We start from the raw sequence: 23,316 nt of genomic DNA, 5'->3' as shown, positions 1-23,316 counted from the left end.
TTTACCCCATCATTTTCCGATAAAACTCCGCAGCCTCTTCCGTCGTCATGTTGACGCTCTCAGTTTTAACCGGTCCGCCGTCCGGGCCACTCAATTCAGTCTTGGTTTTTATCATGCCAAGATGCTGGGCAACCATTTTCAGTGCGTCGTCCTGATTGCGGGTGATCACCTCGATACCAAACTTCCCTTCTTTGATGCCAGCGAACAGGCGGCGGGCTGCCCCTTTTAAATCACGCGTATCGTGAAAGTGGGCGCGCCCCTCACCGGCACCATTACAGCGTGGGCAGTCAGGGTTCGGATCCAGTGTGGCGTCGAAGCCGTAACCGCCGGTGTCTAAAGGTTCCCGCCGTTTTTTTTCAAGAGCCTCCAGGCGCTTCTCCTCGAACTCCACCATGTCGCGCCACTGATGCTGGAACCCAAAGCCCCAGCAGTGACGACAGCACAACCGGCGATATTCGGTGATCTGGTTAGCGTCGGCGGTGGCGATGTCCCACCACAGTTTCAAGACTTCATCCTGGGTGATCTGCGTTCTGCGTTCCCTGGCTTCCAGTGCGTCGCCTATGGCACGGCTGACCTTAGCATTTCTGTACATCCTGCTTGCGCTTACGTATGCCGTGTTACCTTCACCTTTGCCGCCTGCTCGCTTGTATGCTGCAGTTCGGTTCATGTCGATGAGGTATTCGTTTACGAAGCGCCACTGCAAATCGTTGAGCCCGTACTTGTGCGGATCTAACGCTAGTTCCTCACCATCCACACATTCTGCAATCGGTGGTATTTCGCTATCTGGGACCAGGTGCTTATCGCTCGATTTGGTGCTGGTACGCACCTTGCCCTTTTGCGTACCGCTTTTGCGTACCTGCGTACCTTTTTGCGTACCTGATTTCTCAGCGCGTACCCAGTTGTTTTTTTTGGCGCGCTTTCTTATCGCCCCCTCACTGATACCGTATATCTCTGCCATGTCGCGGAGAGAAAGTTGACCAGCACAGTAGTCGCGCTTGAGGCCTCCCTCATCCGGCTTTGTCATAGCGTTCTCCGTAAAATAAAAAAGCCATTACCAACCGTGGCCAGGGTAGCCGGTAGGTGTTGCTGATGGCTTTGCTTGCGCATTACGCAGCGCCTGGATAGACGCTCTGTGATGGACAACAAAAAACCGCCCGGAGGCGGCTTAGTAAAGTGTATTCAATCAATTTTTAATAAACCGAATTTCGTCAGGATTAACAGTAACAACTCTCCCGTTATCCAATTCTACAATCGCCCTTTCTGGTGTGTGTAATTGGTTGGCTTCATCATAAGCTGCAACTGGAGCAAATTTTATGAACGTTCCTTCAGCTACTGTACCCATCGAGGTAACTTTACATCTGCGATTTTCTTCCGACATTAACATAATCTCCATTTATTAAACCTGCCAACATGGCAGGCAACAAATCATAAATGGGGATTAACAATAATTTTTCAATGGTTATCGTGAACAAAGGTGACTTTTGTGGTGATGAAGCGGCGGATCAGCCTGGCGACGTCGCTCATGCAGGCCTCTTGGTTGTTGTGCATTGTCGATGACACTCTCTGTGAATGCCACCTGTAATGCTACTCTTCAACCAAACAGCCTTCTATTTGCACTTTTTACACATAAATATACTTATCAATTTTTTACGCAGAAGATATCTATCAATTTTAGACATGGCCCTCTTTCTCACATAGGCCAATGCGTTGATGAACCCATCCCCTGGGCGAGGGAATACTTTCTTAATCTGAGGGAACACATTAACCATAACATCACCTTTTAACTCTTTAACATCAGCAAAGGCAATCCATACTCCTGGCTCCTCTTCGGCATCCATTTCAATTATGAAACCTTTGTACTCGTTCTTAAGGGACATAAGAGGCTCGCATAACATGTTTTCGATTGGGCTAATAATGCACTAGGCAATAAATAGATTACTAGCATTATCGAGCCCCCATCGTGTATAGATGCTCTGGAATGTCGACTTACTGACTGTTTCCCCGTTGCCACTTAATCAGCCCTTCAACACGAGAGGCGCACACGTCCAGCTCGTTCTGGGCAACCTGCAGCGCCAGCACAGCATCGCCAAAAGTCGAACCAGTAAACGGGGTCTGTTTGCATTGTTGAAGCAGTACAGCGGGCGGGTACACGTAGATCAGCTTAGGGGGCGCTGGCGGGGGCCGTATCCTCTCGGCGCAGGATACGCTTAACATCATCAGGCAAAGGCTGATTGCCAGCGTCACTATGCTCCAGGGCCTCGCGTAACTTTCTGTTTTCAGCATCGCCCTTGGCCCTCTTCTGCTGTTCTATCCGTAATTGTTCTTCGGTCGCCCGCCGGTCAACGTCGATGGACTTTTTCAGTACAGCGATTGTTTCGTCCCTGCTTTCCACGCCCTTCACCAGCTGCTCGTTAGCCTTGTTGGCTTTATCGAGTTTGCTGGTCAGCACCGAGTTAGCCCAAGAGAACAAGATGGCCCCCAAAATCGCGGCGATTAACCCGTATTTCGTCAGCCAGCTCATGCCAGCGCCTTGCTGGCGATTTCGAAACGAGCCTTTCGGTCATCGATGCCGTTCAGGCCGCCGTTGATCACCTTCGTGACTGCCGCGACGTCTGCACCGAACCGGCCGCATTTATTAGCAGTCCAGAACCACCCGGCGGCGCGCATTGCATATTCGTCACGCTCAAGCAGCTCGGGCACCTGCACAAAGTCAGCTTTCAATGCGGTGCTGCAAGCGCGGTAGTTATTCAGCCCGGTAATCTGCGGAATTCCACGCCCGCGGTATTTCCAGCCATCCCCAGCAGCTTTGTTACCCATCCGGCCTGAGTAAACGAGATTGGCGATCGCCGCCTGCCGGTTGACCGGTACCACACTTTCACCACGCTGGCGGCCCAGCATCGCGCACTGGTCTTTTGACAGGTATTTACCGAACGTGGATTGCAGTCCGGCAACGCCGTAGTTGAACGACTCCACCACCCGGGTGAAACCGCCAGACTCGTGGCCGAACTGGGCGATAAACATCGCCTGGTCTACAGCTGATGTGATGCCGAATTCTTTAAAAGTGGCATCAATGTGCGGAAACCAGCGCGCAGCTAACCCGGCGCCAATGTTGGCCGCCGATTGGAATTGGTCTTTTGTCATTTTGTTATCTCGATTCAGGGTTCACTATGCGCATGACGTTTCCGCGCGCGCGGACCACAGCGATGCATAAAGCAACGTTGATGAGGGTTTCCGACCAGTTCGCTACGTGATAATCACCCGTCAGCGTGCGGATCGTTACTGATGCGCTGGCCACTATCAGCATCCAGGCGAAGACCGTAACCATGGGCCGATGCGTTGCCCCGTTTCGGCGATAGGCCATCAGGCGGAAGGCTGTTGCACCACAGGCAATAGCGTTAATCGTCAGCAGGTATTCATTCACGGTCTCCCCCCTCGCCTGGTAATTTCGTCCAGTGCAGTTGGATCAGAAGATTTAGCGATGAGGTACATCAGCAGGCGAACTGCAACGGCACCGCCCACTAGCGCTCCGATCGTGTCCCCTACTTCAATGTGTTTTCCTGGCAGCACGGAAAGGAAGGCCTCGATCACGTCTGCGAAGAATTCAGCAGAGAACATCCCAGCCAGGAACGAAGCAACGAACATCCACACTTTTTTGAAGTTGGAAAGGTCACTCGAAGACAGAACGAAAACCGCCGCCCCTGCAAATGCGCCGACGACGACAGCAGGATCAAGGTTGGAGAACACCCCGACTATTGTCACGCCAGTTACCGCAGCTGCCGCCGCCCCGGTGCCGGAAATCGGCTCGCTCATATTTGCTCCTTAACGTTTGCTGTGTCGCTCAGCAAAACGCCGGGCGCTAGATATAAAAAGCCTCAGACTATGCCGAGGCTTATGGATACTATTCTGGTTTTATTCGTCGCCGATCATGACGATACAACCTTTAGGAGTATGCCCACCGTCTGACCCCCACGCTTCAGCCTGAATCGTAATGGTTTGATTCGGCTCAATATAACCAACCCAACTACTACAGCGTGTCTGCGTAAACATGCTTTGTACGGGATTTTGAGAGGCTTCGGCATAAGCCTCGGTAACAACGGCACCGTTAACTTTCAACTTTTGCGATGCCTTTGATCTATATTCGGGCGCAGTCGCAAGCAACAGCGGAACACTGAACAGGCGACGATGTGAGACGGGAGGAACAGTAAACACGTAGCCATTGTCTAAATAGTGAGTTTCTTTAACGAACATAGTTCTTTCCTCTTTAGATGCTTAACCCAAACCACTGTTTGGATGAACAGTATCTCAAGAAGAAAGGTTTAGTGATATTCGGGACGGTTGTACCGTTCATGGTACAACCGCTCAGTTTCCTGAACCCCAGAAACGCAAAAACCCGCACTATTGGCGGGTTTCTTTTGGATTTGTCGCTGCGGATATAACTTCGCGAAGCATATACATATTTAATCGATTTCCGCGCAAAGTCAACGCTTATATCGGTCAGCATCGAAATTAAATGCATCGCTCATCGGCAGGTACATCATGAACTCTGCCGTTTTCAGCCATACGTCGATCCGCGTTTCGCACGTCCGCAGGCACCAGTCAGGCCGTATGTCATGCAGGTCGGCGGCCATTGCCTTCTTGCTTTTCCCCTTGCCGGTATAGCGTTCATGGATGATGTGCATCAGCCCAGGGTGCGCCAGCAGCGTCTTGCCGATCACCCCGTCTATCGTGGCCGCCTCCTGGTCGGTGCAGAATGCCAGGCTGCTTTTCTGCTTCCCCTCCAGTAGGTCGAGCAGATACGCGTGCATCTCCCCTTCTTCCATCCCGGCCAGCTTGAGCTCCCGCAGCGCCTTGGCTATTGCGGTTTTTGTCACCGCATTGCTGGCCAATAGCATGTTGAACATGTTCCCGGCGCTGCCGAACTTGGCCATGCCCGACCACCGGCCCCACATTTTCAGCTTACCCTGGATAAACACACGTTCCAGCGCACGCAAGTGCAGCTCTTTGCCGTCGCCGCGGCCTTTATGCTCGGGATAAATCATAATTTTCCTTCCTTTCTCAGAATTGCTTGCGTGCGAAATACGCCCTCGGCGTGGTACAGACGCAGGGTTTCACGGTCATATTCGGTTTTGATGCGGCCATCGATCGCGTCGTGGCAGCTGCTGCAGGACCAAGCGCCCTGGGCATCATCGGGTTTTATTCCGGTTCCGCAGGTGCCAGCCAGACGGTAATGCGCCAGCACGGTGGTGTAGGGATTGAAATTACATACTCCAGGGATCCGGATCTGGCAGTCTCGGCCCTCGGCCGCTTTTCGTAGATTTGCCATTATGCGAAATTCATCAGCTGTGCCGCGGCGTTCTCTACTTCGTGCTGCGCGCGGAAAGGTTTATGCAGGATCCAGCGCCATAGAACATCAAGCGCGGCTTTGTAGAGGTAACAAAATTCCGTTTCGTCCATGTTGGCGAACGAAATACTGCGGGGGTGCTTACGTAAGGTACCGTCTGGAAGCTGGATCGCGTCATAATGCCCGGCTTCAATGGTCACCCATGCCCGGTAAGCATCGAAGGATTTACACGCGCTGATACTGCCAGTCCGTCGATCTGCGATGCGATCCAGGTACTGATCAGCTGCATCTAATAACGCGGACTCATTGCCACCGAAAGTAGCGAGGAATTTTGCATAGCCGGTCACCAGCTTGCGCTCATTACTCGATATCGCGCCGCCGGTAGGTTCCCAGTATTCAAAACCCAGATTGAGAAGCGCGAAGAAGCGGCGATGAAATGCCGGATTACGCACCTGCTTGAAGTCGGCAACCAGCACGGCGCCGAGCTTGCATTTCGTTTGCAGGAATTCGCTGGTCTCCGGGCTGGCCGGGATCAGTATTCCAGATGATTGCTTGATAAGTTGTAACTGCGCCATGGTGTTCACTCCAAGACGCAGCAGGTGATCAGCTGTTCAGGCTGACGTGTGTAGTGTAGCTCACTTTTTACGGACGTCGTAGCCCGCGCGTTTGACTAACTCGATCATTAACGACAGATCGGCCATGACTTGCCCATCAGTGAGAACTAACACTGATTGCGCTTCGCCACGATCCATATAAACCACTGCTCTCCCGGTGAATGGTAATAACTTCAAAAATTGTTCCACTGTAAACATATTCCACCTCATCGATCGTTTCACTGATCGCTAAAGGAATTACTGTATATAAACACAGTATCAGCAGAAATAAAATTGATCAAATACTTGCTATTAAAATACTGATTTAAATCACAATTATCTGATTTATAAGAAACTATCATCCCTGAGAGTTTCTTTTTACTTACCTCACCACACAACAGAACCAGGTTGACTTCCCGAGATTTCTCTTATCTAAACTCGGTGACCGGCTTATCACTCCCCCTCAACTTTGGCTCTTGGCGATAACCTGCGTACCTTGATTAAGTGCGGATTCTTCATCTTGCAAAGCTGTGTCGTCGCCTCATCTATTGTGCTGAACGTGTGGGCGTTGTTGATATCTTTCGTCCAGTATTTGGCTTTGTATTCGCCAAGGTCGCATTCAAAATATAGGCGACCAACTCCGATCCATTTCGGCTTCCCGTTCATCATCACGATGCCACGCTCGTCATAAAGAATATCCTCTCCTTCGAGCGTCATCAGAACGAATGGGCCATCAGGTTTAATTGCACTAATCATCACTCCCCCTCGACCTTAGCCGCTGCACGGTCTAGGCGCTCAATCTCTGCCAAGATTAGCGCTCCTGCCTTCACCAGATTCTTACGACGATTGCTAAATTTTGGCTTCCAGCCAGCAGGTAGGAATATTTCGCCCAACGTTCCTCCACCCCTAACGAAAATTTTACGCATGTATGTTGGCATTGCATAAAGCACAGCAAAGGCTGCTATCTCCCCGAAGTCATGCTTGTCATCATGATCGGGTGTCCATCCCTCGGCGCTAATCTGCCGCTGGCGTTCTGCAATGACATCTGCAAGCGCTGGCTGCTGTAGTAGCTGCTCAAGCTCTGTGTTGGTACGGAGTTCGTTATCGCGTTGATCGCGAACCAGCGCCAGCGTTTTGTCTTTCTCCTCCAGCGCTGCTGTCGCTTCGCCTAATATCGAAAGCAGCTCGTCATGGCTATTGAGCAGAGCCTTGACCGCTGGGGCGTAACTCCAATGCTCGCTACGTGGGCCAGTGGCTGCGTCCCGAAGCTCTGCTTTTGCATCTTCAAGTGTGATTTTAATTTTGCTCATACCTGACTCTCCACGCGCTTGAAGGTGATCACCCACACCCAGGGATTTTCTAACAAGCTTTTCTGCCCATATAATTTTTGCCACGTATCGGAAAAACGATCGCTGGCATATAGCCCGGTGTAATCATCACCCGACTCGGTAACTGTCGCGTCACTGGCGAATCCTTCAGCCAGCGCATCCTTCTCGCTGATGTCGTCCAGGCGTTCTATTCGCACGCCGGTGATTTCGAGTACCAGACGGCAGGCACTGCGCGGCATGTGGATTGATGGCGTCCATTTATCCTCGGAATCGTTGTGTGATGCTCGGTAAATCGGGGTGCCATGCGATGGACAGTTGCACGGAAAATCTGAGCAGCCGCATTCCTGATACTTGTCGAATAACCGGAACGTCTCGCGCACCCACAGCCGATCGCCTACCTGGCCGAAGGGGCAATGGATCGTGATGTCCTGTAAACGTGGCAATATTAGGCCATCGAGTGGCATGGACAGCCAGTCGCCCTTGAGATTACCTTGCTCACTTACATCAGGTTGCGGCTTTATCACACGCCGCGTCTGCGTCTTGCGACCGTCGAGAATTGCGCGAACCATTTCGCCGTTGAAAAGCATAGGGCGCCCTTTCATGCTGACGCCCTCCCCTGGACCGATGCCAGCGCCTGATCGAACATTTTGTGCAGATGGCAAAAACGCAGTTCAACAGAGTTGAAGTGCCAGAGCCGTTTATCGACAGGGGTGTATTGGGAATTAGAGCGATGATTTATCTCGGCTCGAGCCATAAACCGCTCGCTGGCATGGATCAAGGTGTATCGCGCCTGATTACCCTGGCCTACTACGACGATCTCGGCATTCGGTGATCTGACCATATTCCGCAGCCGGGTTACGATTGAGGCGCGCGTTAAGTCATTGCCGGGATAAGCCTGGTGCGCCAGCTTGTAAATTTCGCTGGTGCTCAGTTCTTTGCACTGGATCAGATCGACAAACTGCTTGGTTGTAATTCTGTATTTTTGGCTTGTTTTATTGGTCATTGGTTTATGTCTCGGTTATTTAACGATTTTACTTTTTGCGTCGGCGCGAATTTTCGCCAACAGTTCCATGCCTTTTTTCTTGTAAGCCCCGTCGGCGTCGGCGATCTGTGATTCGCCTGGTGGCCGATGCTCCAGCGCCTTGGTTTTGCGGATCGGCGGGATTGAAAAGCCCATTTCGACCTGCTTGGCCCATTTCGCCAACTGACGCCCGGCCAGCGCCGCCAGCTCGGCCTGTCCTAGTTTTCGGTCAACACCAGCCCTACGCAGTTCGGTGCAGATCTGGAACAACACGGGGTGTTTCCAGGGGAAACTTTCCGACGATTCATAGCGCCATGACTCGTTGCGCCAACGCTTGTATTCCGCCATGACCTCCTCGGCGGTGAGCCCGAATGGGTTGGCCGTGCACTCGCCGACAATCGCCGTGAACTCGGCAAGGTCTGGTGGCCAGTGGTTGCCCACACTGCAGCGTTCCATGCACCGCTTGGCAGCGAACGCCAGTTGCTCATTCGAGAACCGCGAAATCGTTTGGACCCAAATCATGGAAGGCTGTACCCCGTTCTTGCTCACCCAGCGGTTCGCATAAATCCCCGCCATCGTCTCCCAAAGGAGCCAGCCCCTGTCTTTCCCGCTCTGCGTTTCGTGCAGCCCTGACCTGCTGCTGAGCGGTAACGCCTGCTGTTGCTCTTGTCGCATTTGAACCTCCCGTTGATGCTGGTTTTCTTACCGCCGCCCGTTGCCGTTCGTACAGCACGTGATCGGCAAATTTCTGTTCCCACTGGGTTTGATTTAATACCCTTCCCTCGGCCTGCCAGAATGAAATAAAACTGGCCAGCTCTGTGGCTTCGTACCCTGGTGCTGGGCCTGTGATAATCCGGCCCCACAGTGCCGCCTGCCGTTGGAACTGTTCCGACGGTACCCAAGTACCAGCCATGGCGAATTTACCGAATGGCGTTTGCAGGTCGTCGCCCCATGGTTCCTGTAGTTCCCCTGGTTTTTCATCAGGAGGAAAATCACCCGGCGCGCTCGCGCCAGAGAGAGATGGTTTTAAGATCTGTTTACTGCTTACTGCTTTCTGGAAAGGGCTTGGCAAAGGCTTAGGCATATCCTTAGGCAAAGGTTTTGCCATGGTGAATGCCGTATCAAAAGCCAAGCCCATAGCCTTGGAAACGCCGTGTGATGCGGCTTTCATGGATTCCAGAGCCTCGTATTTCAGGTCACATTCAGGCAATAATTCGAACGCCCTCACCCATGATTTGATGACGTTCACCGATGTTGGCGGGTTATGCTTCGCCGCGTTCGGAAGCCAAAACACTCTGGCTTGGGTGTCGGCTTTTACCATCCCTAGGGATAAGGCTTCGCCTAAGGCTAAGTCGAAGGCTTCGACATCCCACCCCAATTCCTCGGCCAGAGCTGCCCGCCCGGCCTTGAACAGGCCAGGTATAATCCCGGTGAAAGGGCCAGTGAGCAGATAAACAAACAAGCTCTGCCCGCTAGGTGGCAATGGGGATAACGCCCGGAATTTAGGGTCATCCCACATCGTGATTTTTACTTTGCGGTAAGGCTCATTGCTTGCCTTACTCTTAGGCAAAGTTTTTGGCATGCTATTAGCCATACTTGTTACCGCCGACCCATGCGACGCCCAGGAACATGCGGGCGATCTGGCTTGTCTTTTATCCGCCTGCTGTGCTTCGCGTGGATTTTCGCCCATGCCAGCAGCTCAGGCAGCTTTATGCGCGGGTTGCTGCGCTGGTGATCGACAGCAGCCATGGCTGACGACATGGCGACAGCCTCCTCGTATTTCGCCTCACGCAGCTGCGCGGCGATCTGCTTTTGCAGGAAATCATCATGTGTGGTCATTGGTTTATGTCTCGGTCAGTGCAGTGCGCAATATGCGCGCCGTAGTTCGTGGAAGCTCCGTTCGGCCTCGTCACACTCTCGTTCGAAGTCAGCCGGTGATGCGTTAAGCAAAGCCGCGGCGATCGCCTCCTGGTGCTCTTTCAGCGAACGGATGGCCAAATACTCAATGCTCTTGCCTGCAACCAGTCGGGCGCGCAGTTCTGCCGGTAAAGCGGCTAGGATCGCAGGCTGCAGCATTTCGATTTTCCGATGGGCGCCAGCTGTGTCGCTGTCCAGCCAACGGAAGATCTGCTGCTTGTTGTTGTGCCATGCAGCAAAATCCACAGTGCCGTCGGCACGTTCGATCTGGTCCAGGTGTGGCAGGTCCAGATTCATGTCGAAGTAAGCCCGAGTGATTTCGGCTGCTACCGTGCGCTGAGTGGCCTCCGTGGCCCATCCGCGCAGCGCGTCGCGGATCAACTCGTGTTTGATTTCCATATATCAGTCCTTAAGGGGCGACGCAGGTATCCTGCTGCTGCGGTAATCCATCAGATGGATTGGGATAAAGGTCAGGACGCAACTCGTGAGGAGTTACTCCGGTTGTGTTATAGATCGGCAGTACACGATCAGCGGGGACACCGTTTTTTTTCCAAAGGCAAACGGCCATACGACTGAGGCCAAAAGCCTGTCCCAGCTTTCTAGCATTGCCAGCAATTTCTATTGCTCGATTAAGACCAGTCATTAAAACCTCCGTTAGAATCAAGCAAAGTAAAGCATCTATTTACCAATCGGTCAATAACCTCTTTCTTTTGCACCGTAAAGTAAAGGTTTACAATGCAAGGTATGACTATAAAAAAGGCAAATCCCAACCTCATAGCCAGGTTGAATGAACTGAACGAAAAAGGGCTCTCCAAGTCAGAGATGGCTCGAATTGCTGGCGTAAGTAAGCAAGCAGTTACTGGATGGTTCAGAACTGGCACCATGAGTAAGAACTCTGCATTAGCCATAGCTGAGGCAACAGGTATTTCCGTTGCATGGCTATTGGGAGAAAATGTTGAAGAGAGTAGCGGACTAACCCCTAACGAAGCAGAAATGCTCCAGCTATACCGACAACTGCCAGAGCAAGACCAAAAAAACATGATCGCTGCATTCGGCGCGCGATTAAAAGAGCTGGATGCGTTTGTAGACTCATACGTTCGCAAGAGATTTAAAGATATCGAATAGCAGCTTAAGTGCCATAAAACCCCATCAAACCGCCCATCTGTGGCGGTTTTTTTATGCCCGCACATCAAGAGTAAATCCACGCTTTACCATTTAGACAATATTTTCTTGACCACTCGGTAAAGTTGTTGTTTACTTACTCACATCAAGCAGCAGGTGAAAACGTTCTGACAGCCGGAAAGACGGCAGAGACATAACCAATGACCACTATCGCAGGGAGTACAAAATGGAAATCGCTATCAACATGATCAAGGCCTCCATCCACACATCGGCCAACAGCTTCGGCCACGTTGTCGGTGAGTTTGAGGAATTGGTTGAGCAGCTGGCAGCGGCGGGCTTCCCTCAGGCATCTGAGAAAGTGGATTCCATTTTCGAAGAGCTTGGCGGCGCAAACCACATCGAGATCCGCGCTTGCTATATCTCCAAGCTAAAGCAGGTTGTCGCTGAGCTGGAGTCCATGCCTCCGCTGCCGGTAAAGGCTTACGAATGCACGAACCCGCTGTTCGCCGATGTCGATCTGGGCTCAGCAGGCAATGTTCTGATGTGCCTTGAAGGTGAGAAGCAAGCAACGCATGAGCTGGCAAAATTGATTGTTGAGCTTTTCAGCTCCGCTGGCTACGAGGAAGACGGCAAGAAACCGGGCGATACCGTGATGTTCTTCGTTGTGGGCAAGGAGCGGATCCCAGAGTTCTACAACGCTGTTAATTCACTGCAGTAATAACCGAGACATAAACCAATGAATACCATCGTTCCTAATAGCGGCAAAGCGGTAACCCTCCGCAATAAGCGCACCGGCGCGCCTTGGGTTGCCTCGTTCGACCACACACGCAGCGTCTACCGGTTCGAACCGACAGGTAACCTGCGGGCCATCAAGGCACCATTCGAAGCCCCCGGCATACCGGCGGATTTCGAACCTGCTGGCACCCATTGAGGGTATAAACCATGACCATTCGGCGACATGTTTGGAAGGACATAATCATCGGTTGTTCTTTGTTCTGGGCGTTTGTGTTCTTTCTAATTTTTGCACTTTCTAATTAAAAAATAACCGGCACCTGACGGGCAATTACTTTGCCCACGGGATCCCCACGCCTGAAAGGCACCAAATCGCAATTATTTAACGAGGTGTAGATGTGAAAACTTTTAACTCGGAAGTGGCCCGGCAAGCGCAGGCCAAATATTGCAAAGAAAAGCAATATCCACATTTCGCGCCACTTGATGGAATTTGTTATCGCTGCAAGCGGGACATTTATCAGCAACAAACCGCATCCGCGCGCCCTACTGGCATTTCAGTTCAAGAGGCTGGCAGCAAGCTGATCTGCTTCTGCCCTCACTGCAACCGGAGCTATGACGATTAGACGTAAAAAAGCCCGCGCTAGGCGGGCCATCTTACCCATTTTACATCTGGGGGATGGGTAGCCGGGGAACCACCCCCAGCAACCGAGACATAACCAATGACCACTATCGCAGTCAATGATCGACTGCATTCTACCTAAATTCAGGAGAATTGCATAATGCAAAACATGTATGCCTATTATCTCAAGGCAAAACAAAAATCCGGCAAACCTTCCCTGTTCATTTATTTTGAAGCGAAGAACGACGCCCGGGCGCTGCGCGATCTGGAAAACAAAATTGAAGATGCCGAGCTGGATCCGAAAGAGTATTTCAAACCAGTTCGCACAAACTTCCCGGTGGTCGACGACCTGCCTATCGAAGGTGTATTCAGTGAACCTTGGTGTGACCGTTATTGCTTAGGTGATGATGGTTTGACGTGGGAGCTGATCGTTACCGAACCCGCGCAACAGCTGCCGCAGGTAACCGCAAAACCGCCAGCAAAAGACGAGACAACATATTCAGCAATAGACCTCGACAAGCATACTGTGATTGCCGCCGCGTGGCTGTTTGGCCGTGACTGCATGAAAATGACAGGGGAACAGTTGAAAGCAGCAACCAGGCTTATGATGGATGACTCGCAGCGGTACCCGCAAAACGTCATCATGGCCCTCTCCAATCTTAAGGGGTTCGATTACGTTTACCCGGACATGCCGATAGTGGCCATTGCAGCCATGAAGGCCATCTGGCCGCCATTCGATAAAGCGCCAGAACTAGGCAAAATTAGTCAGTTTGCAACTGAATACCTGAATGCAAAGGTAGATGATCGCCAGTCTGTCATTTCTAAATGGCAGACAACACCCAATGCCACACAAACCCCAGAGCCAGAACTGCCACGCACGACAACTGTCGTCGATGCCGAAAGCAAAGTCGTTTTCAAACGCGGCTACCAGCAGACCTACGAACTCCTAGATCGCGAAATCGCCTCAGCTCTGTGGGTGGGTGATGTTGATTTCGAAAATATCGCAGGTGAGATCGACCGCTGGGCGAAGAAAAAAATCGAAAACAATGACGAAGATTTCAAACGCTGGTCAATGGCGCTCCGTATCGTTCCAAACATCCTGAAATACAGCCGTGAGTCTATTTTCGGTGTGGTTCGCAATGCGCCATCTGCTGACCTATACCACTTCCCTGGTTCGCTTTCGACGTGGATTAAAGCCTATCTTGCCGATCATGGCGTCTACGAATTCGGGCCGGTACCTGAGCAGGAAGAACAGGAAATCACTGAGGGGTTGGAGCAGCCAGAAATTGAAGAGCCGCAGCCTGAACCAGAAGTCGTCAGCATGGGGGGCGGCCAATTCGACGTATCCGCACTCTTTGAGGCTTCCCCGCTTAAAGATGCATCAGCAGAACCTGCGCCGGAAATCTCCTCAAATGAAGGCGAAAAAGAAGAAGTGGACGCAGTTGCGGATCTCGAACCAACAACACGCAGCGCGTGGCTACGCCGCGAAATCATGACTGCCCTTGAAGGTAAAACGTCAGTGATGAGTGTGATTGATGTCGAGGAGCTTCTCACAAAAGCTGGCGATTTTAATCACGTATATCTCGCCAGGCTGCTGGCCAAAGAGATAGAGCCTTGTGATCCCTTCAAGCAACTGGTCGAGGATGATATTTATCACCTCACCTGCGATATACTCGAGGGTTGGCTTGATGATAAATCCCAGCGGATTGATCTGATCAACGAACGCATTGAATCTTATCTGCGCGAAGGTAGCGCAGAGCCTCAAAGCGTCACCCACGAAAACAAAAAAGTTGCGGAGGTATCCTCTCAAGTGAGCGAAACCGCTCCAGAGGAGATCGCCAGCGAAGCGGCAGAACCTGCCGTAACTTTCCCGGCCTATTTCGAGCCTGGCCGGTACCACGATATCCCGAACGACGTTTACCACGCAGCGAACGGCATCAGCAGCACTATGCTGAAAGATGCCCGCGTTTCATTGATGTATTTCAATGCTCGTCACGTCGAAAAAACCATCAAGAAAGTGCACTCAAAAGTTCTCGACTTGGGCAACCTGGTGCACACCATGGCGCTGGAGCCTGAAAAGCTGGAGCAAGAATTTAGCATCGAACCAATTATCCCCAAAGGGGCGTTTACCACCACCGCATCGATGCGCGAATTTATCGATAAGCACAATGCCAGTCTGCCAAAAATGACAGATTCTGACACGCTGCTCTCGATCATTGATGCACATAACGCCACGCTGCAGACACCTTATGCCTTGGGCGGAAATGCTGACGAAATCGGACAGTTCTATACCCTGCTACCAGCCGAGTTTCAGCGCATTGGGGAGGATCAAAAACCAACTGCAACAGCGATGAAAGCTTGCATCAAGGAATATAACGCCACGCTGCCGACTCCACTGAAAACAAGCGGCGGCCGCGAAGCATTGCTCGAACAATTGGCAATCATCGATCCTGAGTTCGTAAAACTTGAACTGGCTATTCCTTCCCCGCTAGCGGTCAGCGGCAGCAAAGAGGATATGGCCGCCCGCATTAAGACAATTTTACCGAACGCTGTTTTTGCCGACGAACTAATCGAGCAGTGGCGCAACACTGACGACGATCGCGTGCTGGTGACCCAACAGCAAATGCTGGAGGCCAAGGCCATTCAACACGCCTTATTCAACCATCCATCATCCGGTCCAATGCTGCAACACCCACAGCGCACCGTTGAAGCCAGCTATTTCGGGTATGACGAGGATACCGGTATGGAGATCCGCGTGCGCCCTGACCTTGAAATTGACCTTGATGGCATACGCATTGGGTTTGACCTTAAGACTATCAGCATGTGGAACGTCAAGCAGGGAGCCATAAGAGCGAGGCTGCACAGAGAAATCATTGAACGCGACTACCACCTCAGCGCAGCGATGTATTCCGATGTGGCAGCTTTCGATCAGTTCTTTTGGATTTTCGTGAACAAGGACGAGGGCTACAACTGGGTGGCGATCGTTGAAGCATCAGCCGACCTGCTAGAACTCGGCCGCCTTGAGTACAAAGAGGTGTTGCGCGAAATCAAGCAAGCGTACGACACCAACATATGGCCAGCGCCGATCACTGAAGAGATTGTGGACGACCTGAACGATTTTGACCGCCGCCGCCTTGAAGCGCTGCGTATTGCATAAGGGGAACGAAAAAATGAGCAATATCACTTTGGCAGAAGAAAAAACGAACTCGGTTACCGACTCCAACATTGCCCTGTTCAATCCTCAATACCTGACAGCCATCAGCAACTTTGCGCAGATGATGGCCAGCGGCGTGGCCACGGTTCCCAAGCATCTACAGGGCAACCCAGCTGACTGTATGGCAATCGCGATGCAGGCCGCGCAGTGGCAAATGAACCCCTTTGCCGTGGCGCAGAAAACCTACACGGTGAGCGGGATCCTCGGCTATGAGGCACAGCTCGTCAACGCGGTGATTTCAACGCGAGGTCCGTTGGTTGACCGCATCAACTACGACTGGTTTGGGCCATGGGACAAGGTCATCGGGAAGTTTGAAGTCAAGAGAAGTGAAAAAGGTGAATACCGCGTTCCTGGCTGGCGGATGGCGGACGAAGAAGGGATCGGCATAAAGGTATGGGCCACGCTCAAGGGGGAGGCAGAGCCTCGCGAACTTACCCTGTTGCTGGCTCAGGCCAGAACCCGCAACTCCACGCTGTGGGCTGATGATCCACGCCAGCAGTTGGCCTACCTGGCCGTTAAACGTTGGGCGCGCCTGTATTGCCCTGAGGTCATCCTCGGCGTGTACACAATTGACGAACTCGAGCAGCGGAACGAGAAAGAAATCAATCCGGGAGCCCCTGCAGCGCGGGTGAGTGTCAGCCAGTTGACTGAACCAGCTGCGGCAGCGCAGCAGCAAAGCAGCGCTCCACCGGTGGACAGCGACGGCATTGCGGCAGATATCCGGGCAGCGATCGAGCAGGCGAAGGCTCCCGAACAGACCACGGCGATCCGCGCGCAGGTTGAGGAGTTGAAACAGAAGCTGGGCATCACGGATTACACCGAGCTGAAAAATAAAGTGGTCAAGCGTCACCGGCAGATCACCACGGCCACAACCGTAAATGCGCAGCTTAAAGCTTGCAAAACGCAAGAGGAATTTACCGCAGCGGAAGCTTTGGTTCGCCGTTCTGAGCGTGACCTCAGTGCAGATGATCTGGAGCGTTTCCAGATTGCACTGGATGACATGCGTCCGGAGTTTACAAACTGATTTCCAAAAACCAAACCACTCCGGCTATCGCGTTTACCATGATGGCCGGTTGTGTGCTCGAGGCATAACCAATGACCAAAATAACTCTCAAAGAATGGAACAGCCGCCAGCCACGCCCCAAGAGCGCGGAAACTGTTCGCCGCTGGGTTCGTGCTGGAAAAATCTATCCAGCACCAGAACTCGATGGGCGGGAATACCTTTTTGATGACCGGGCCATAAAAATAAACCCGAGTAATCCACCGAAGCAATCAGCAAAACAACTGCTGGACAGGATCCGTGATGGCCAGAATACGAAGCCGCGCCCGGCGCGATCTACCTCCAAACCTATACGTCCGTAATGATGGATATTACAGCTACCGGGACCCACGGACGGGTAAGGAGTTTGGGCTAGGTCGGATTAAGCGCGACGCCATCAATCAGGCTATCCAGGCAAATTTTCAGTTGATGGAAACCTCGATCAGTCTGGTTGATCGGATAAACGGTAGTAGTTGCATAACGTTTCACTCCTGGCTTGAAAAGTACGAGGAGATCATTAAGGCCCGAGGCCTCAAGAAAGCATCATTGGACGACTATATCAATCGGGTTAGCGCAATTCGTACAGGGATCGCTGATTCAGAAATCAGCACATTAACGACAAAAGATATCGCTGAATTTCTCAACGATTACGTGAGCCAGGGGAAAAACATGCGTGCAAAATTACTACGCTCAACGCTTAACGATATTTTCAAAGAGGCGGTTGCAGACGGGCATATTCAGTTCAACCCTGTTGATGCTACACGCAACCCAAAGGCACCAGTGCAGCGCGAACGTCTGAGCATAGAGGATTACTTCAAGATCCGCGCCGCAGCCGACAGCATGGCCGCTTGGGTTGGATTAAGCATGGAATTGGCATTGGTAACGGGTCAGCGGTTGGGGGATATCAGCAGATTAAAATGGGAGGATGTACACGATGGCAGGATGTGGATTGTTCAGGAAAAAACCGGGGCGCATGTATCGATCTCAACAGATATTGAACTCACCCAGGCTCAGTTGCGCTTGAGCGATGTCCTTACGCGCTGTCAACAGCATTACGCAGATTGCTCAAACATCATCGCTGGCCAATCAGGAGGCACTTTAGCAACGAAGACGATCTCCAAGGCATTCAAAGACAGTAGGGATGCTTCTGGGCTTGAATGGAAAACCTCCCCCCCTTCTTTTCACGAACTGCGCAGTTTATCCGCAAGGCTGCACAAAAATGAAAATGGCGAGGAGTTTTCTCAGCACATGCTTGGTCACAAATCCGCCGAAATGACCGCCAGATATCATGATGAACGCAGCGAAAAATGGGTGATGGTTTAATTTTTTTATGACTGAATAGTGAGTAATAGTGACCTATTACATGTAGTTATATGATATGTAAGGGTTTAAATTTACATTACCTATTGTAGCAATAGGGGCGGTAAAACACCGGATGCTGCTTTGCTGAGCACCGTTTGGCCACAAGTTATGGCAAAATAGCCGGTAATGAATGAAATAGCGATCGTCGCCGTCTGTTTTAATGCTGGTCAGTCCCCTGTTCCAGTCGTAGGATGCACGCAGCGATTTGACAGGTAGTGTTTTTGGAGAGTGACATGCAGCTTAAACGTGTGGCGGAAGCCAAACTGCCAACACCATGGGGCGATTTTCTGATGGTGGGGTTCGAAGAACTGGCCACCGGGCAGGATCATCTGGCACTGGTTTTCGGCGATATTACCGGCGAAACACCGGTCCTCTCACGGGTTCATTCCGAATGTCTGACCGGTGATGCGCTGTTCAGCCTGCGCTGTGACTGCGGTTTTCAACTGGAAGCCGCGTTGGAACAGATCGCCGAGGAAGGCCGTGGCATTCTGCTGTATCACCGCCAGGAAGGCCGTAATATCGGTCTGTTGAACAAGATACGCGCCTATGCCTTGCAGGATAAAGGGGCGGACACGGTGGAAGCCAACCATCAGCTAGGCTTTGCCGCCGATGAGCGAGACTTCACCCTGTGCGCCGATATGTTCAAACTGCTGGGGGTGGATGCGGTGCGCCTGTTGACCAATAACCCGAAGAAGGTCGAGATCCTGAGCGAAGCGGGCATTAATATCTCCGAGCGCGTGCCATTGATCGTTGGCCGTAACCCGAAGAACGAGCGTTATCTGTCCACCAAAGCCGCTAAAATGGGCCACTTGCTGGACAGATAGCCCCCTCACCCTAACCCTCTCCCACAGGGAGAGGGGACTGTCCTTGCTACAAATTAACTTAGAGCATTTTACGGATAACGTAGTGCAGGATGCCGTCGTTCTGGTAATAAGTCAGCTCATTGCCGGTATCAATGCGGCAACGGGTATTCACCACCACCTGCCGACCATCGGCATAGGTGATATTGACCGGTACCGTCTGGCCGGGTTGCAACGCCTGCAAACCACTCACGTCGATCAGTTCCTCCCCCGTCAAACCCAGCGTTTTGCGCGTTATACCCTGCGGGAATTCCAACGGCAAGATGCCCATACCGATCAGGTTGGAACGGTGGATGCGCTCAAAGGATTCCGCGATCACTACTCGCACCCCCAATAAACGTGGGCCTTTGGCTGCCCAGTCACGGCTGGAGCCGGAGCCATACTCTTTACCAGCAATCACCGCCAGTGGCACCTGCTCCTGCTGATACTGCATGGCGGCATCATAGATCGCCATCTGATTCTGCGAAGGCAGATGGCGGGTATAGCCGCCCTCCACGCCCGGAACCATTTCGTTACGGATACGGATGTTGGCGAAAGTGCCCCGCATCATCACTTCATGGTTACCGCGGCGCGAACCGTAAGAGTTGAACTCTTTCACCTCGACACCACGTTCACTCAGGTAGCGCCCCGCCGGGCTATCACGCTTGATGTTGCCCGCAGGCGAGATATGGTCAGTGGTCACCGAGTCTGCCAGGATTGCCAGAATACGCGCGCCGTGAATATCCTGCACCGGATCCGGTTGCGCCTTCATGGTACTGAAAAATGGCGGATGGCGAATATAGGTAGAATCGGCTTGCCATTCGTAGGTCGCGGAACCGGTCACCTGGATCGCTTGCCAACTGGCGTCGCCATCAAACACTGCACCATATTCCTTATGGAACATTTCGGTGCTGACCTCGGCCACAGCCTGGGCAATCTCCTGGCTGGTAGGCCAGATATCCTTCAGGTAAACCGGTTTCCCGTCGCGACCTACGCCCAACGCATCTTTGGTCAGATCAACCTTCATGTTACCTGCCAGCGCATAGGCAACCACCAGCGGCGGCGAAGCCAACCAGTTGGTTTTTACCAGCGGATGGATGCGCCCTTCAAAGTTACGGTTACCGGACAGCACGGCCCCTACGGTGAGATCCCCTTCCTTGATCGCCTGCTCTATTGGCTCAGGCAACGGGCCAGAGTTACCAATACAGGTCGTACAACCGTAGCCAACCAGGTTAAAGCCCAATTGTTCCAGGTACGGCGTCAGTTTGGCGCGGTCGAAGTATTCGGTCACCACTTTGGAACCCGGTGCCAGTGAGGTTTTCACCCAAGGCTTGGTCTTCAAGCCCTTTTCAACGGCCTTTTTGGCCAACAGGCCAGCGGCCATCATCACGCTCGGGTTGGAGGTGTTGGTACAAGAGGTAATGGCTGCGATCACCACCGCGCCAGTATTTAGCTCCAGGCTTTTGCCACCCAACGTGAAGCTTTTCACTTCCTGCTTATCTTTCTGACCGCCAATTTCCAGCTCGGTCGCGGCGGTGAATGCTGTTGGCACCTGCGGCAGCGCGACGCGATCCTGCGGGCGTTTTGGCCCTGCCAGGCTAGCCTCAACCGTCGACATATCCAGCGACAGCGTGCTGGTAAACACCGGTTCATCGCCTGGATTACGCCACATCCCCTGAGCCTTGGCATAGGCTTCCACCAATGCTATCTGCTCAGCGCTACGACCACTTAACTGCAGGTAGCTCAGCGTCACGTCATCCACCGGGAAGAAGCCACAGGTTGCCCCAAACTCTGGCGACATGTTGGCAATGGTTGCCCGGTCCGCCAGCGGTAAATCGGCCAGCCCATCACCATAAAACTCAACAAACTTGCCGACGACACCGTGCTTACGCAGCATTTGGGTGACCGTCAGCACCAGGTCGGTGGCCGTAATACCCTCAGGTAACTTACCGCTGAGTTTAAAGCCCACCACATCCGGGATCAGCATCGAGACCGGCTGGCCCAACATGGCAGCTTCAGCCTCAATACCGCCAACGCCCCAACCGAGGATACCAAGGCCGTTAATCATGGTGGTGTGGGAGTCGGTCCCCACCAGGGTATCGGGGTAAGCAATGCGTTGGCCATTCTCTTCGGTATGCCAAACGGTTTGCCCCAGATACTCCAGGTTCACCTGATGGCATATGCCGGTGCCGGGCGGCACCACGCGGAAGCGATTGAAGGCCTTTTGCCCCCAGCGCAGGAAGGTGTAGCGTTCGTGGTTGCGCTCCATTTCGATACGCACGTTTTCGCCAAAGGCGTCATCGTCGCCAAACTCATCGACAGTGACCGAGTGGTCAATAACCAGATCGACCGGTGATAGCGGATTCACCTGATCGACTTTCCCGCCCAGGCGCAGAACGGCCTCACGCATTGCCGCCAAATCCACCACGGCAGGCACGCCGGTGAAGTCCTGCATCAGCACCCGCGCCGGGCGATAAGCAATTTCGCGATCGGCATGGCCGGTTTGCAACCAGCCTACGATCGCCTTCAGATCGTCAACCTGTACCGTATCACCATCCACATGGCGCAACAGGTTTTCCAGTAACACTTTCATCGATTTCGGCAGCCGGTCAATATCCCCTAACTGTCTGGCCGCCATTGGCAAACTGTAATAGTGATACTCACTACCCAGTGCTACCAGCTTATCCATACTCGTTTTACGAAGATCGGACGACATAGCTCCTCCATTTTTTATTATGTCAAACCAGGGTGATTTCTGAGGTGTTATTTAAAGATAACACAAACGCCATGTAACGTTTTGATAACAACACGTTTTGATCATAACGATAGGCAAGAGCAATCAAAGGCGGGAAGCTACTGGTAGGTCAATGAGTTAGCAGGTATCAGACAATGAAAAACCGCCCTTCGGCGGTTTAAATGGTGTAATGCGGCTCAAGTTAACGGCCTATTTGGTCGGCAGTTTGATGTCCTTGAACATCGCTTCGATCTCATCATTGGTGCGTAAAGCCACGGCAGTATCGACCACGTCGCGCGTCAGATGCGGTGCGAAACGCTGGATAAAGTCGTACATATAGCTGCGCAGGAAGGTACTACGACGGAAACCGATCTTGGTGGTGCTATAGGTGAAGATATCGCGGGCATCCACCATCACCAAATCCGGATCCTGCACCGGATCGACCGCCATGCTGGCGATCACGCCAACCCCCAGCCCCAGGCGTACATAAGTCTTGATCACATCGGCATCGGTAGCGGTAAACACGATGCGCGGCGTCAACCCCGCCCGGTTAAACGCGGTATCCAGCTCTGAGCGCCCGGTAAAGCCGAAGGTATAGGTAACGATAGGATACTCGGCCAGCTCTTCAATGGTGATGTGGCTCTTGCCCGCTAAAGGATGATCGGGCTTCACTACTACCGCCCGGTTCCAGTGGTAGCACGGCAGCATGATTAAATCGTCATACAGATGCAGCGCTTCGGTAGCGATGGCAAAGTCTGCCGAGCCTTTGGAAACCGCTTCGGCAATCTGCGTTGGCGAGCCCTGGTGCATATGCAGCGACACGCGCGGGTAACGCTCGATAAAGCCTTTGATCACATTGGGCAAGGCATAACGTGCCTGGGTATGGGTGGTTGCCACATACAGCGAACCTTTGTCCGGGTAAGTATGTTCCCCGGCAACGGCCTTGATGGCCTCCACTTTGGACAGCACTTCGCGAGCAATGCGGATAATTTCCTGGCCAGCAGGCGTCACCTGGGTAAGGTGCTTGCCGCTACGGGCGAAAATCTGGATGCCGAGCTCATCCTCCAGCATCCTCACCTGCTTGCTGATACCCGGTTGCGAGGTATAGAGACCCTCAGCCGTGGAAGAGACGTTGAGGTTATGATTCACCACTTCTACGATGTAACGAAGCTGCTGCAATTTCATATTTGAATACCATCCTAGGTTAAAACACTGCGGCCTGCCGCAGCCAGGTATCTCGGTGTTGCCCCGGTATGCTTAATTCTCACAAGCCTTAAACACAGTGATTTCGCCCAGATGCTGATGAAAACGCCGTTGCTAATAAGCTTTAATCATAAAAAACGTTTTTATATAACCATTATATCATGTCGCGCCACCAAGTATAGAGCCGCTTCACAAGATGATAACGATCTTTTCGCATGATTATCAACGCCGAGCCTTGCCGATAAAAATAAG

The 23,316-nt window shown here is 52.4% G+C and carries 33 protein-coding genes; 9 read left to right on the top strand and 24 right to left on the bottom strand.

The genetic code is table 11. From position 1 onward, the window contains the following. Position 1: 1 nt before the first annotated feature. The 22 genes from ACX9GU_RS12645 to ACX9GU_RS12540 form a co-directional block, all read right to left on the bottom strand. Positions 2 to 1,024 (bottom strand): terminase small subunit, encoded by a 1,023-nt coding sequence (locus tag ACX9GU_RS12645; RefSeq protein ID WP_473194966.1) that lies wholly within the window; start codon positions 1,022 to 1,024, stop codon positions 2 to 4. 159 nt (positions 1,025 to 1,183) lie between these two features. Then, positions 1,184 to 1,378 carry a hypothetical protein gene (locus ACX9GU_RS12640; protein ID WP_473194965.1) on the bottom strand — a complete coding sequence of 65 codons (195 nt, stop codon included), beginning with the start codon at positions 1,376 to 1,378 and terminating at the stop codon, positions 1,184 to 1,186. A gap of 229 nt (positions 1,379 to 1,607) precedes the next feature. Continuing rightward, positions 1,608 to 1,877 carry a hypothetical protein gene (locus ACX9GU_RS12635; protein WP_473194964.1) on the bottom strand — a complete coding sequence of 90 codons (270 nt, stop codon included), beginning with the start codon at positions 1,875 to 1,877 and terminating at the stop codon, positions 1,608 to 1,610. 109 nt (positions 1,878 to 1,986) lie between these two features. After that, a complete protein-coding gene (gene lysC / locus ACX9GU_RS12630; RefSeq protein WP_473195171.1) occupies positions 1,987 to 2,214 on the bottom strand; it encodes an Rz1-like lysis system protein LysC in 228 nt (75 codons plus the stop codon). Beyond that, on the bottom strand, positions 2,162 to 2,521 hold the full coding sequence (locus ACX9GU_RS12625) for a DUF2570 family protein (RefSeq protein WP_473194963.1): 360 nt from the start codon (positions 2,519 to 2,521) through the stop codon (positions 2,162 to 2,164). The genes lysC and ACX9GU_RS12625 overlap by 53 nt, the downstream gene beginning before the upstream one ends. After that, entirely contained in the window at positions 2,518 to 3,141 is a 624-nt protein-coding gene (locus ACX9GU_RS12620; protein ID WP_473194962.1) for a glycoside hydrolase family 19 protein, read from the bottom strand. Before ACX9GU_RS12620 ends, ACX9GU_RS12625 begins: the two co-directional genes overlap by 4 nt. A gap of 4 nt (positions 3,142 to 3,145) precedes the next feature. Next, positions 3,146 to 3,421, bottom strand: coding sequence for a phage holin family protein (locus ACX9GU_RS12615; RefSeq protein WP_473194961.1), 276 nt, complete (start codon positions 3,419 to 3,421; stop codon positions 3,146 to 3,148). Then, positions 3,418 to 3,810, bottom strand: a complete 393-nt coding sequence (locus ACX9GU_RS12610) for a putative holin (RefSeq protein WP_473194960.1) — start codon at positions 3,808 to 3,810, stop codon at positions 3,418 to 3,420. Before ACX9GU_RS12610 ends, ACX9GU_RS12615 begins: the two co-directional genes overlap by 4 nt. A gap of 99 nt (positions 3,811 to 3,909) precedes the next feature. After that, entirely contained in the window at positions 3,910 to 4,248 is a 339-nt protein-coding gene (locus ACX9GU_RS12605; RefSeq protein WP_473194959.1) for a hypothetical protein, read from the bottom strand. A 230-nt stretch (positions 4,249 to 4,478) separates the two neighbouring features. After that, on the bottom strand, positions 4,479 to 5,039 hold the full coding sequence (locus ACX9GU_RS12600; protein WP_473194958.1) for a DUF1133 family protein: 561 nt from the start codon (positions 5,037 to 5,039) through the stop codon (positions 4,479 to 4,481). Further along, positions 5,036 to 5,323 carry a DUF1364 domain-containing protein gene (locus ACX9GU_RS12595; RefSeq protein WP_473194957.1) on the bottom strand — a complete coding sequence of 96 codons (288 nt, stop codon included), beginning with the start codon at positions 5,321 to 5,323 and terminating at the stop codon, positions 5,036 to 5,038. Before ACX9GU_RS12595 ends, ACX9GU_RS12600 begins: the two co-directional genes overlap by 4 nt. Then, the gene (locus ACX9GU_RS12590; protein ID WP_473194956.1) at positions 5,323 to 5,916 is read right to left on the bottom strand and encodes a DUF1367 family protein; all 594 of its coding nucleotides are present in this window, start codon (positions 5,914 to 5,916) and stop codon (positions 5,323 to 5,325) included. The genes ACX9GU_RS12595 and ACX9GU_RS12590 overlap by 1 nt, the downstream gene beginning before the upstream one ends. Positions 5,917 to 5,976: 60 nt before the next feature. Next, positions 5,977 to 6,153, bottom strand: coding sequence for a hypothetical protein (locus ACX9GU_RS12585; protein ID WP_473194955.1), 177 nt, complete (start codon positions 6,151 to 6,153; stop codon positions 5,977 to 5,979). Positions 6,154 to 6,387: 234 nt separating this feature from the next. Continuing rightward, positions 6,388 to 6,690, bottom strand: coding sequence for a hypothetical protein (locus ACX9GU_RS12580; protein ID WP_473194954.1), 303 nt, complete (start codon positions 6,688 to 6,690; stop codon positions 6,388 to 6,390). Next, positions 6,690 to 7,244: an ead/Ea22-like family protein gene (locus ACX9GU_RS12575; RefSeq protein WP_473194953.1), complete on the bottom strand. Its 555-nt coding sequence runs from the start codon at positions 7,242 to 7,244 to the stop codon at positions 6,690 to 6,692. Before ACX9GU_RS12575 ends, ACX9GU_RS12580 begins: the two co-directional genes overlap by 1 nt. Further along, positions 7,241 to 7,864: an ASCH domain-containing protein gene (locus tag ACX9GU_RS12570; RefSeq protein WP_473194952.1), complete on the bottom strand. Its 624-nt coding sequence runs from the start codon at positions 7,862 to 7,864 to the stop codon at positions 7,241 to 7,243. Before ACX9GU_RS12570 ends, ACX9GU_RS12575 begins: the two co-directional genes overlap by 4 nt. Continuing rightward, on the bottom strand, positions 7,861 to 8,265 hold the full coding sequence (locus ACX9GU_RS12565) for a hypothetical protein (protein ID WP_473194951.1): 405 nt from the start codon (positions 8,263 to 8,265) through the stop codon (positions 7,861 to 7,863). The genes ACX9GU_RS12570 and ACX9GU_RS12565 overlap by 4 nt, the downstream gene beginning before the upstream one ends. A gap of 15 nt (positions 8,266 to 8,280) precedes the next feature. Beyond that, entirely contained in the window at positions 8,281 to 8,724 is a 444-nt protein-coding gene (locus ACX9GU_RS12560; protein WP_473194950.1) for a replication protein P, read from the bottom strand. 43 nt (positions 8,725 to 8,767) lie between these two features. Next, complete coding sequence (locus ACX9GU_RS12555; RefSeq protein ID WP_473194949.1) at positions 8,768 to 9,877, bottom strand: DnaT-like ssDNA-binding domain-containing protein; 1,110 nt, start codon at positions 9,875 to 9,877, stop codon at positions 8,768 to 8,770. Positions 9,878 to 9,882: 5 nt separating this feature from the next. Continuing rightward, a complete protein-coding gene (locus ACX9GU_RS12550) occupies positions 9,883 to 10,122 on the bottom strand; it encodes a hypothetical protein (RefSeq protein WP_473194948.1) in 240 nt (79 codons plus the stop codon). 15 nt (positions 10,123 to 10,137) lie between these two features. Then, entirely contained in the window at positions 10,138 to 10,599 is a 462-nt protein-coding gene (locus tag ACX9GU_RS12545) for a toxin YdaT family protein (protein ID WP_473194947.1), read from the bottom strand. Positions 10,600 to 10,609: 10 nt separating this feature from the next. After that, positions 10,610 to 10,843, bottom strand: a complete 234-nt coding sequence (locus tag ACX9GU_RS12540) for a transcriptional regulator (protein WP_253083479.1) — start codon at positions 10,841 to 10,843, stop codon at positions 10,610 to 10,612. A 92-nt stretch (positions 10,844 to 10,935) separates the two neighbouring features. On the opposite strand from ACX9GU_RS12540, the gene ACX9GU_RS12535 reads away from it, so the two are divergent. The 9 genes from ACX9GU_RS12535 to ribA all read left to right on the top strand — a co-directional run bounded on the left by ACX9GU_RS12535 (position 10,936) and on the right by ribA (position 19,112). Beyond that, on the top strand, positions 10,936 to 11,325 hold the full coding sequence (locus ACX9GU_RS12535) for a helix-turn-helix domain-containing protein (protein ID WP_414825442.1): 390 nt from the start codon (positions 10,936 to 10,938) through the stop codon (positions 11,323 to 11,325). Between the two features lie 223 nt (positions 11,326 to 11,548). Continuing rightward, the gene (locus ACX9GU_RS12530) at positions 11,549 to 12,040 is read left to right on the top strand and encodes a hypothetical protein (RefSeq protein WP_473194946.1); all 492 of its coding nucleotides are present in this window, start codon (positions 11,549 to 11,551) and stop codon (positions 12,038 to 12,040) included. A gap of 18 nt (positions 12,041 to 12,058) precedes the next feature. Next, complete coding sequence (locus ACX9GU_RS12525; RefSeq protein ID WP_253083478.1) at positions 12,059 to 12,253, top strand: hypothetical protein; 195 nt, start codon at positions 12,059 to 12,061, stop codon at positions 12,251 to 12,253. A gap of 199 nt (positions 12,254 to 12,452) precedes the next feature. Next, a complete protein-coding gene (locus ACX9GU_RS12520) occupies positions 12,453 to 12,677 on the top strand; it encodes a hypothetical protein (protein ID WP_173409103.1) in 225 nt (74 codons plus the stop codon). 156 nt (positions 12,678 to 12,833) lie between these two features. Further along, positions 12,834 to 15,830 carry a RecE family exodeoxyribonuclease gene (locus tag ACX9GU_RS12515; RefSeq protein ID WP_473194945.1) on the top strand — a complete coding sequence of 999 codons (2,997 nt, stop codon included), beginning with the start codon at positions 12,834 to 12,836 and terminating at the stop codon, positions 15,828 to 15,830. 13 nt (positions 15,831 to 15,843) lie between these two features. Continuing rightward, the gene (locus ACX9GU_RS12510) at positions 15,844 to 16,911 is read left to right on the top strand and encodes a RecT family recombinase (RefSeq protein WP_473194944.1); all 1,068 of its coding nucleotides are present in this window, start codon (positions 15,844 to 15,846) and stop codon (positions 16,909 to 16,911) included. 71 nt (positions 16,912 to 16,982) lie between these two features. After that, positions 16,983 to 17,249, top strand: a complete 267-nt coding sequence (locus ACX9GU_RS12505; RefSeq protein ID WP_473194943.1) for an excisionase — start codon at positions 16,983 to 16,985, stop codon at positions 17,247 to 17,249. Continuing rightward, positions 17,191 to 18,249 (top strand): tyrosine-type recombinase/integrase, encoded by a 1,059-nt coding sequence (locus ACX9GU_RS12500; RefSeq protein ID WP_473194942.1) that lies wholly within the window; start codon positions 17,191 to 17,193, stop codon positions 18,247 to 18,249. The genes ACX9GU_RS12505 and ACX9GU_RS12500 overlap by 59 nt, the downstream gene beginning before the upstream one ends. 272 nt (positions 18,250 to 18,521) lie before the next feature. Continuing rightward, the gene (ribA, locus tag ACX9GU_RS12495; RefSeq protein ID WP_473194941.1) at positions 18,522 to 19,112 is read left to right on the top strand and encodes a GTP cyclohydrolase II; all 591 of its coding nucleotides are present in this window, start codon (positions 18,522 to 18,524) and stop codon (positions 19,110 to 19,112) included. 58 nt (positions 19,113 to 19,170) lie between these two features. Here ribA and acnA read toward each other — a convergent pair whose 3' ends face one another. Next, on the bottom strand, positions 19,171 to 21,843 hold the full coding sequence (gene acnA, locus ACX9GU_RS12490) for an aconitate hydratase AcnA (RefSeq protein WP_473194940.1): 2,673 nt from the start codon (positions 21,841 to 21,843) through the stop codon (positions 19,171 to 19,173). 228 nt (positions 21,844 to 22,071) lie between these two features. Next, positions 22,072 to 23,046 (bottom strand): HTH-type transcriptional regulator CysB, encoded by a 975-nt coding sequence (gene cysB / locus ACX9GU_RS12485; RefSeq protein WP_021181263.1) that lies wholly within the window; start codon positions 23,044 to 23,046, stop codon positions 22,072 to 22,074. Positions 23,047 to 23,316: the final 270 nt, after the last annotated feature.

Source organism: Serratia sp. K1WW1, from assembly GCF_055790865.1.
The sequence above is the reverse complement of the archived record's forward strand: the minus strand, read 5'-3'. Positions and strand labels throughout refer to the sequence as shown.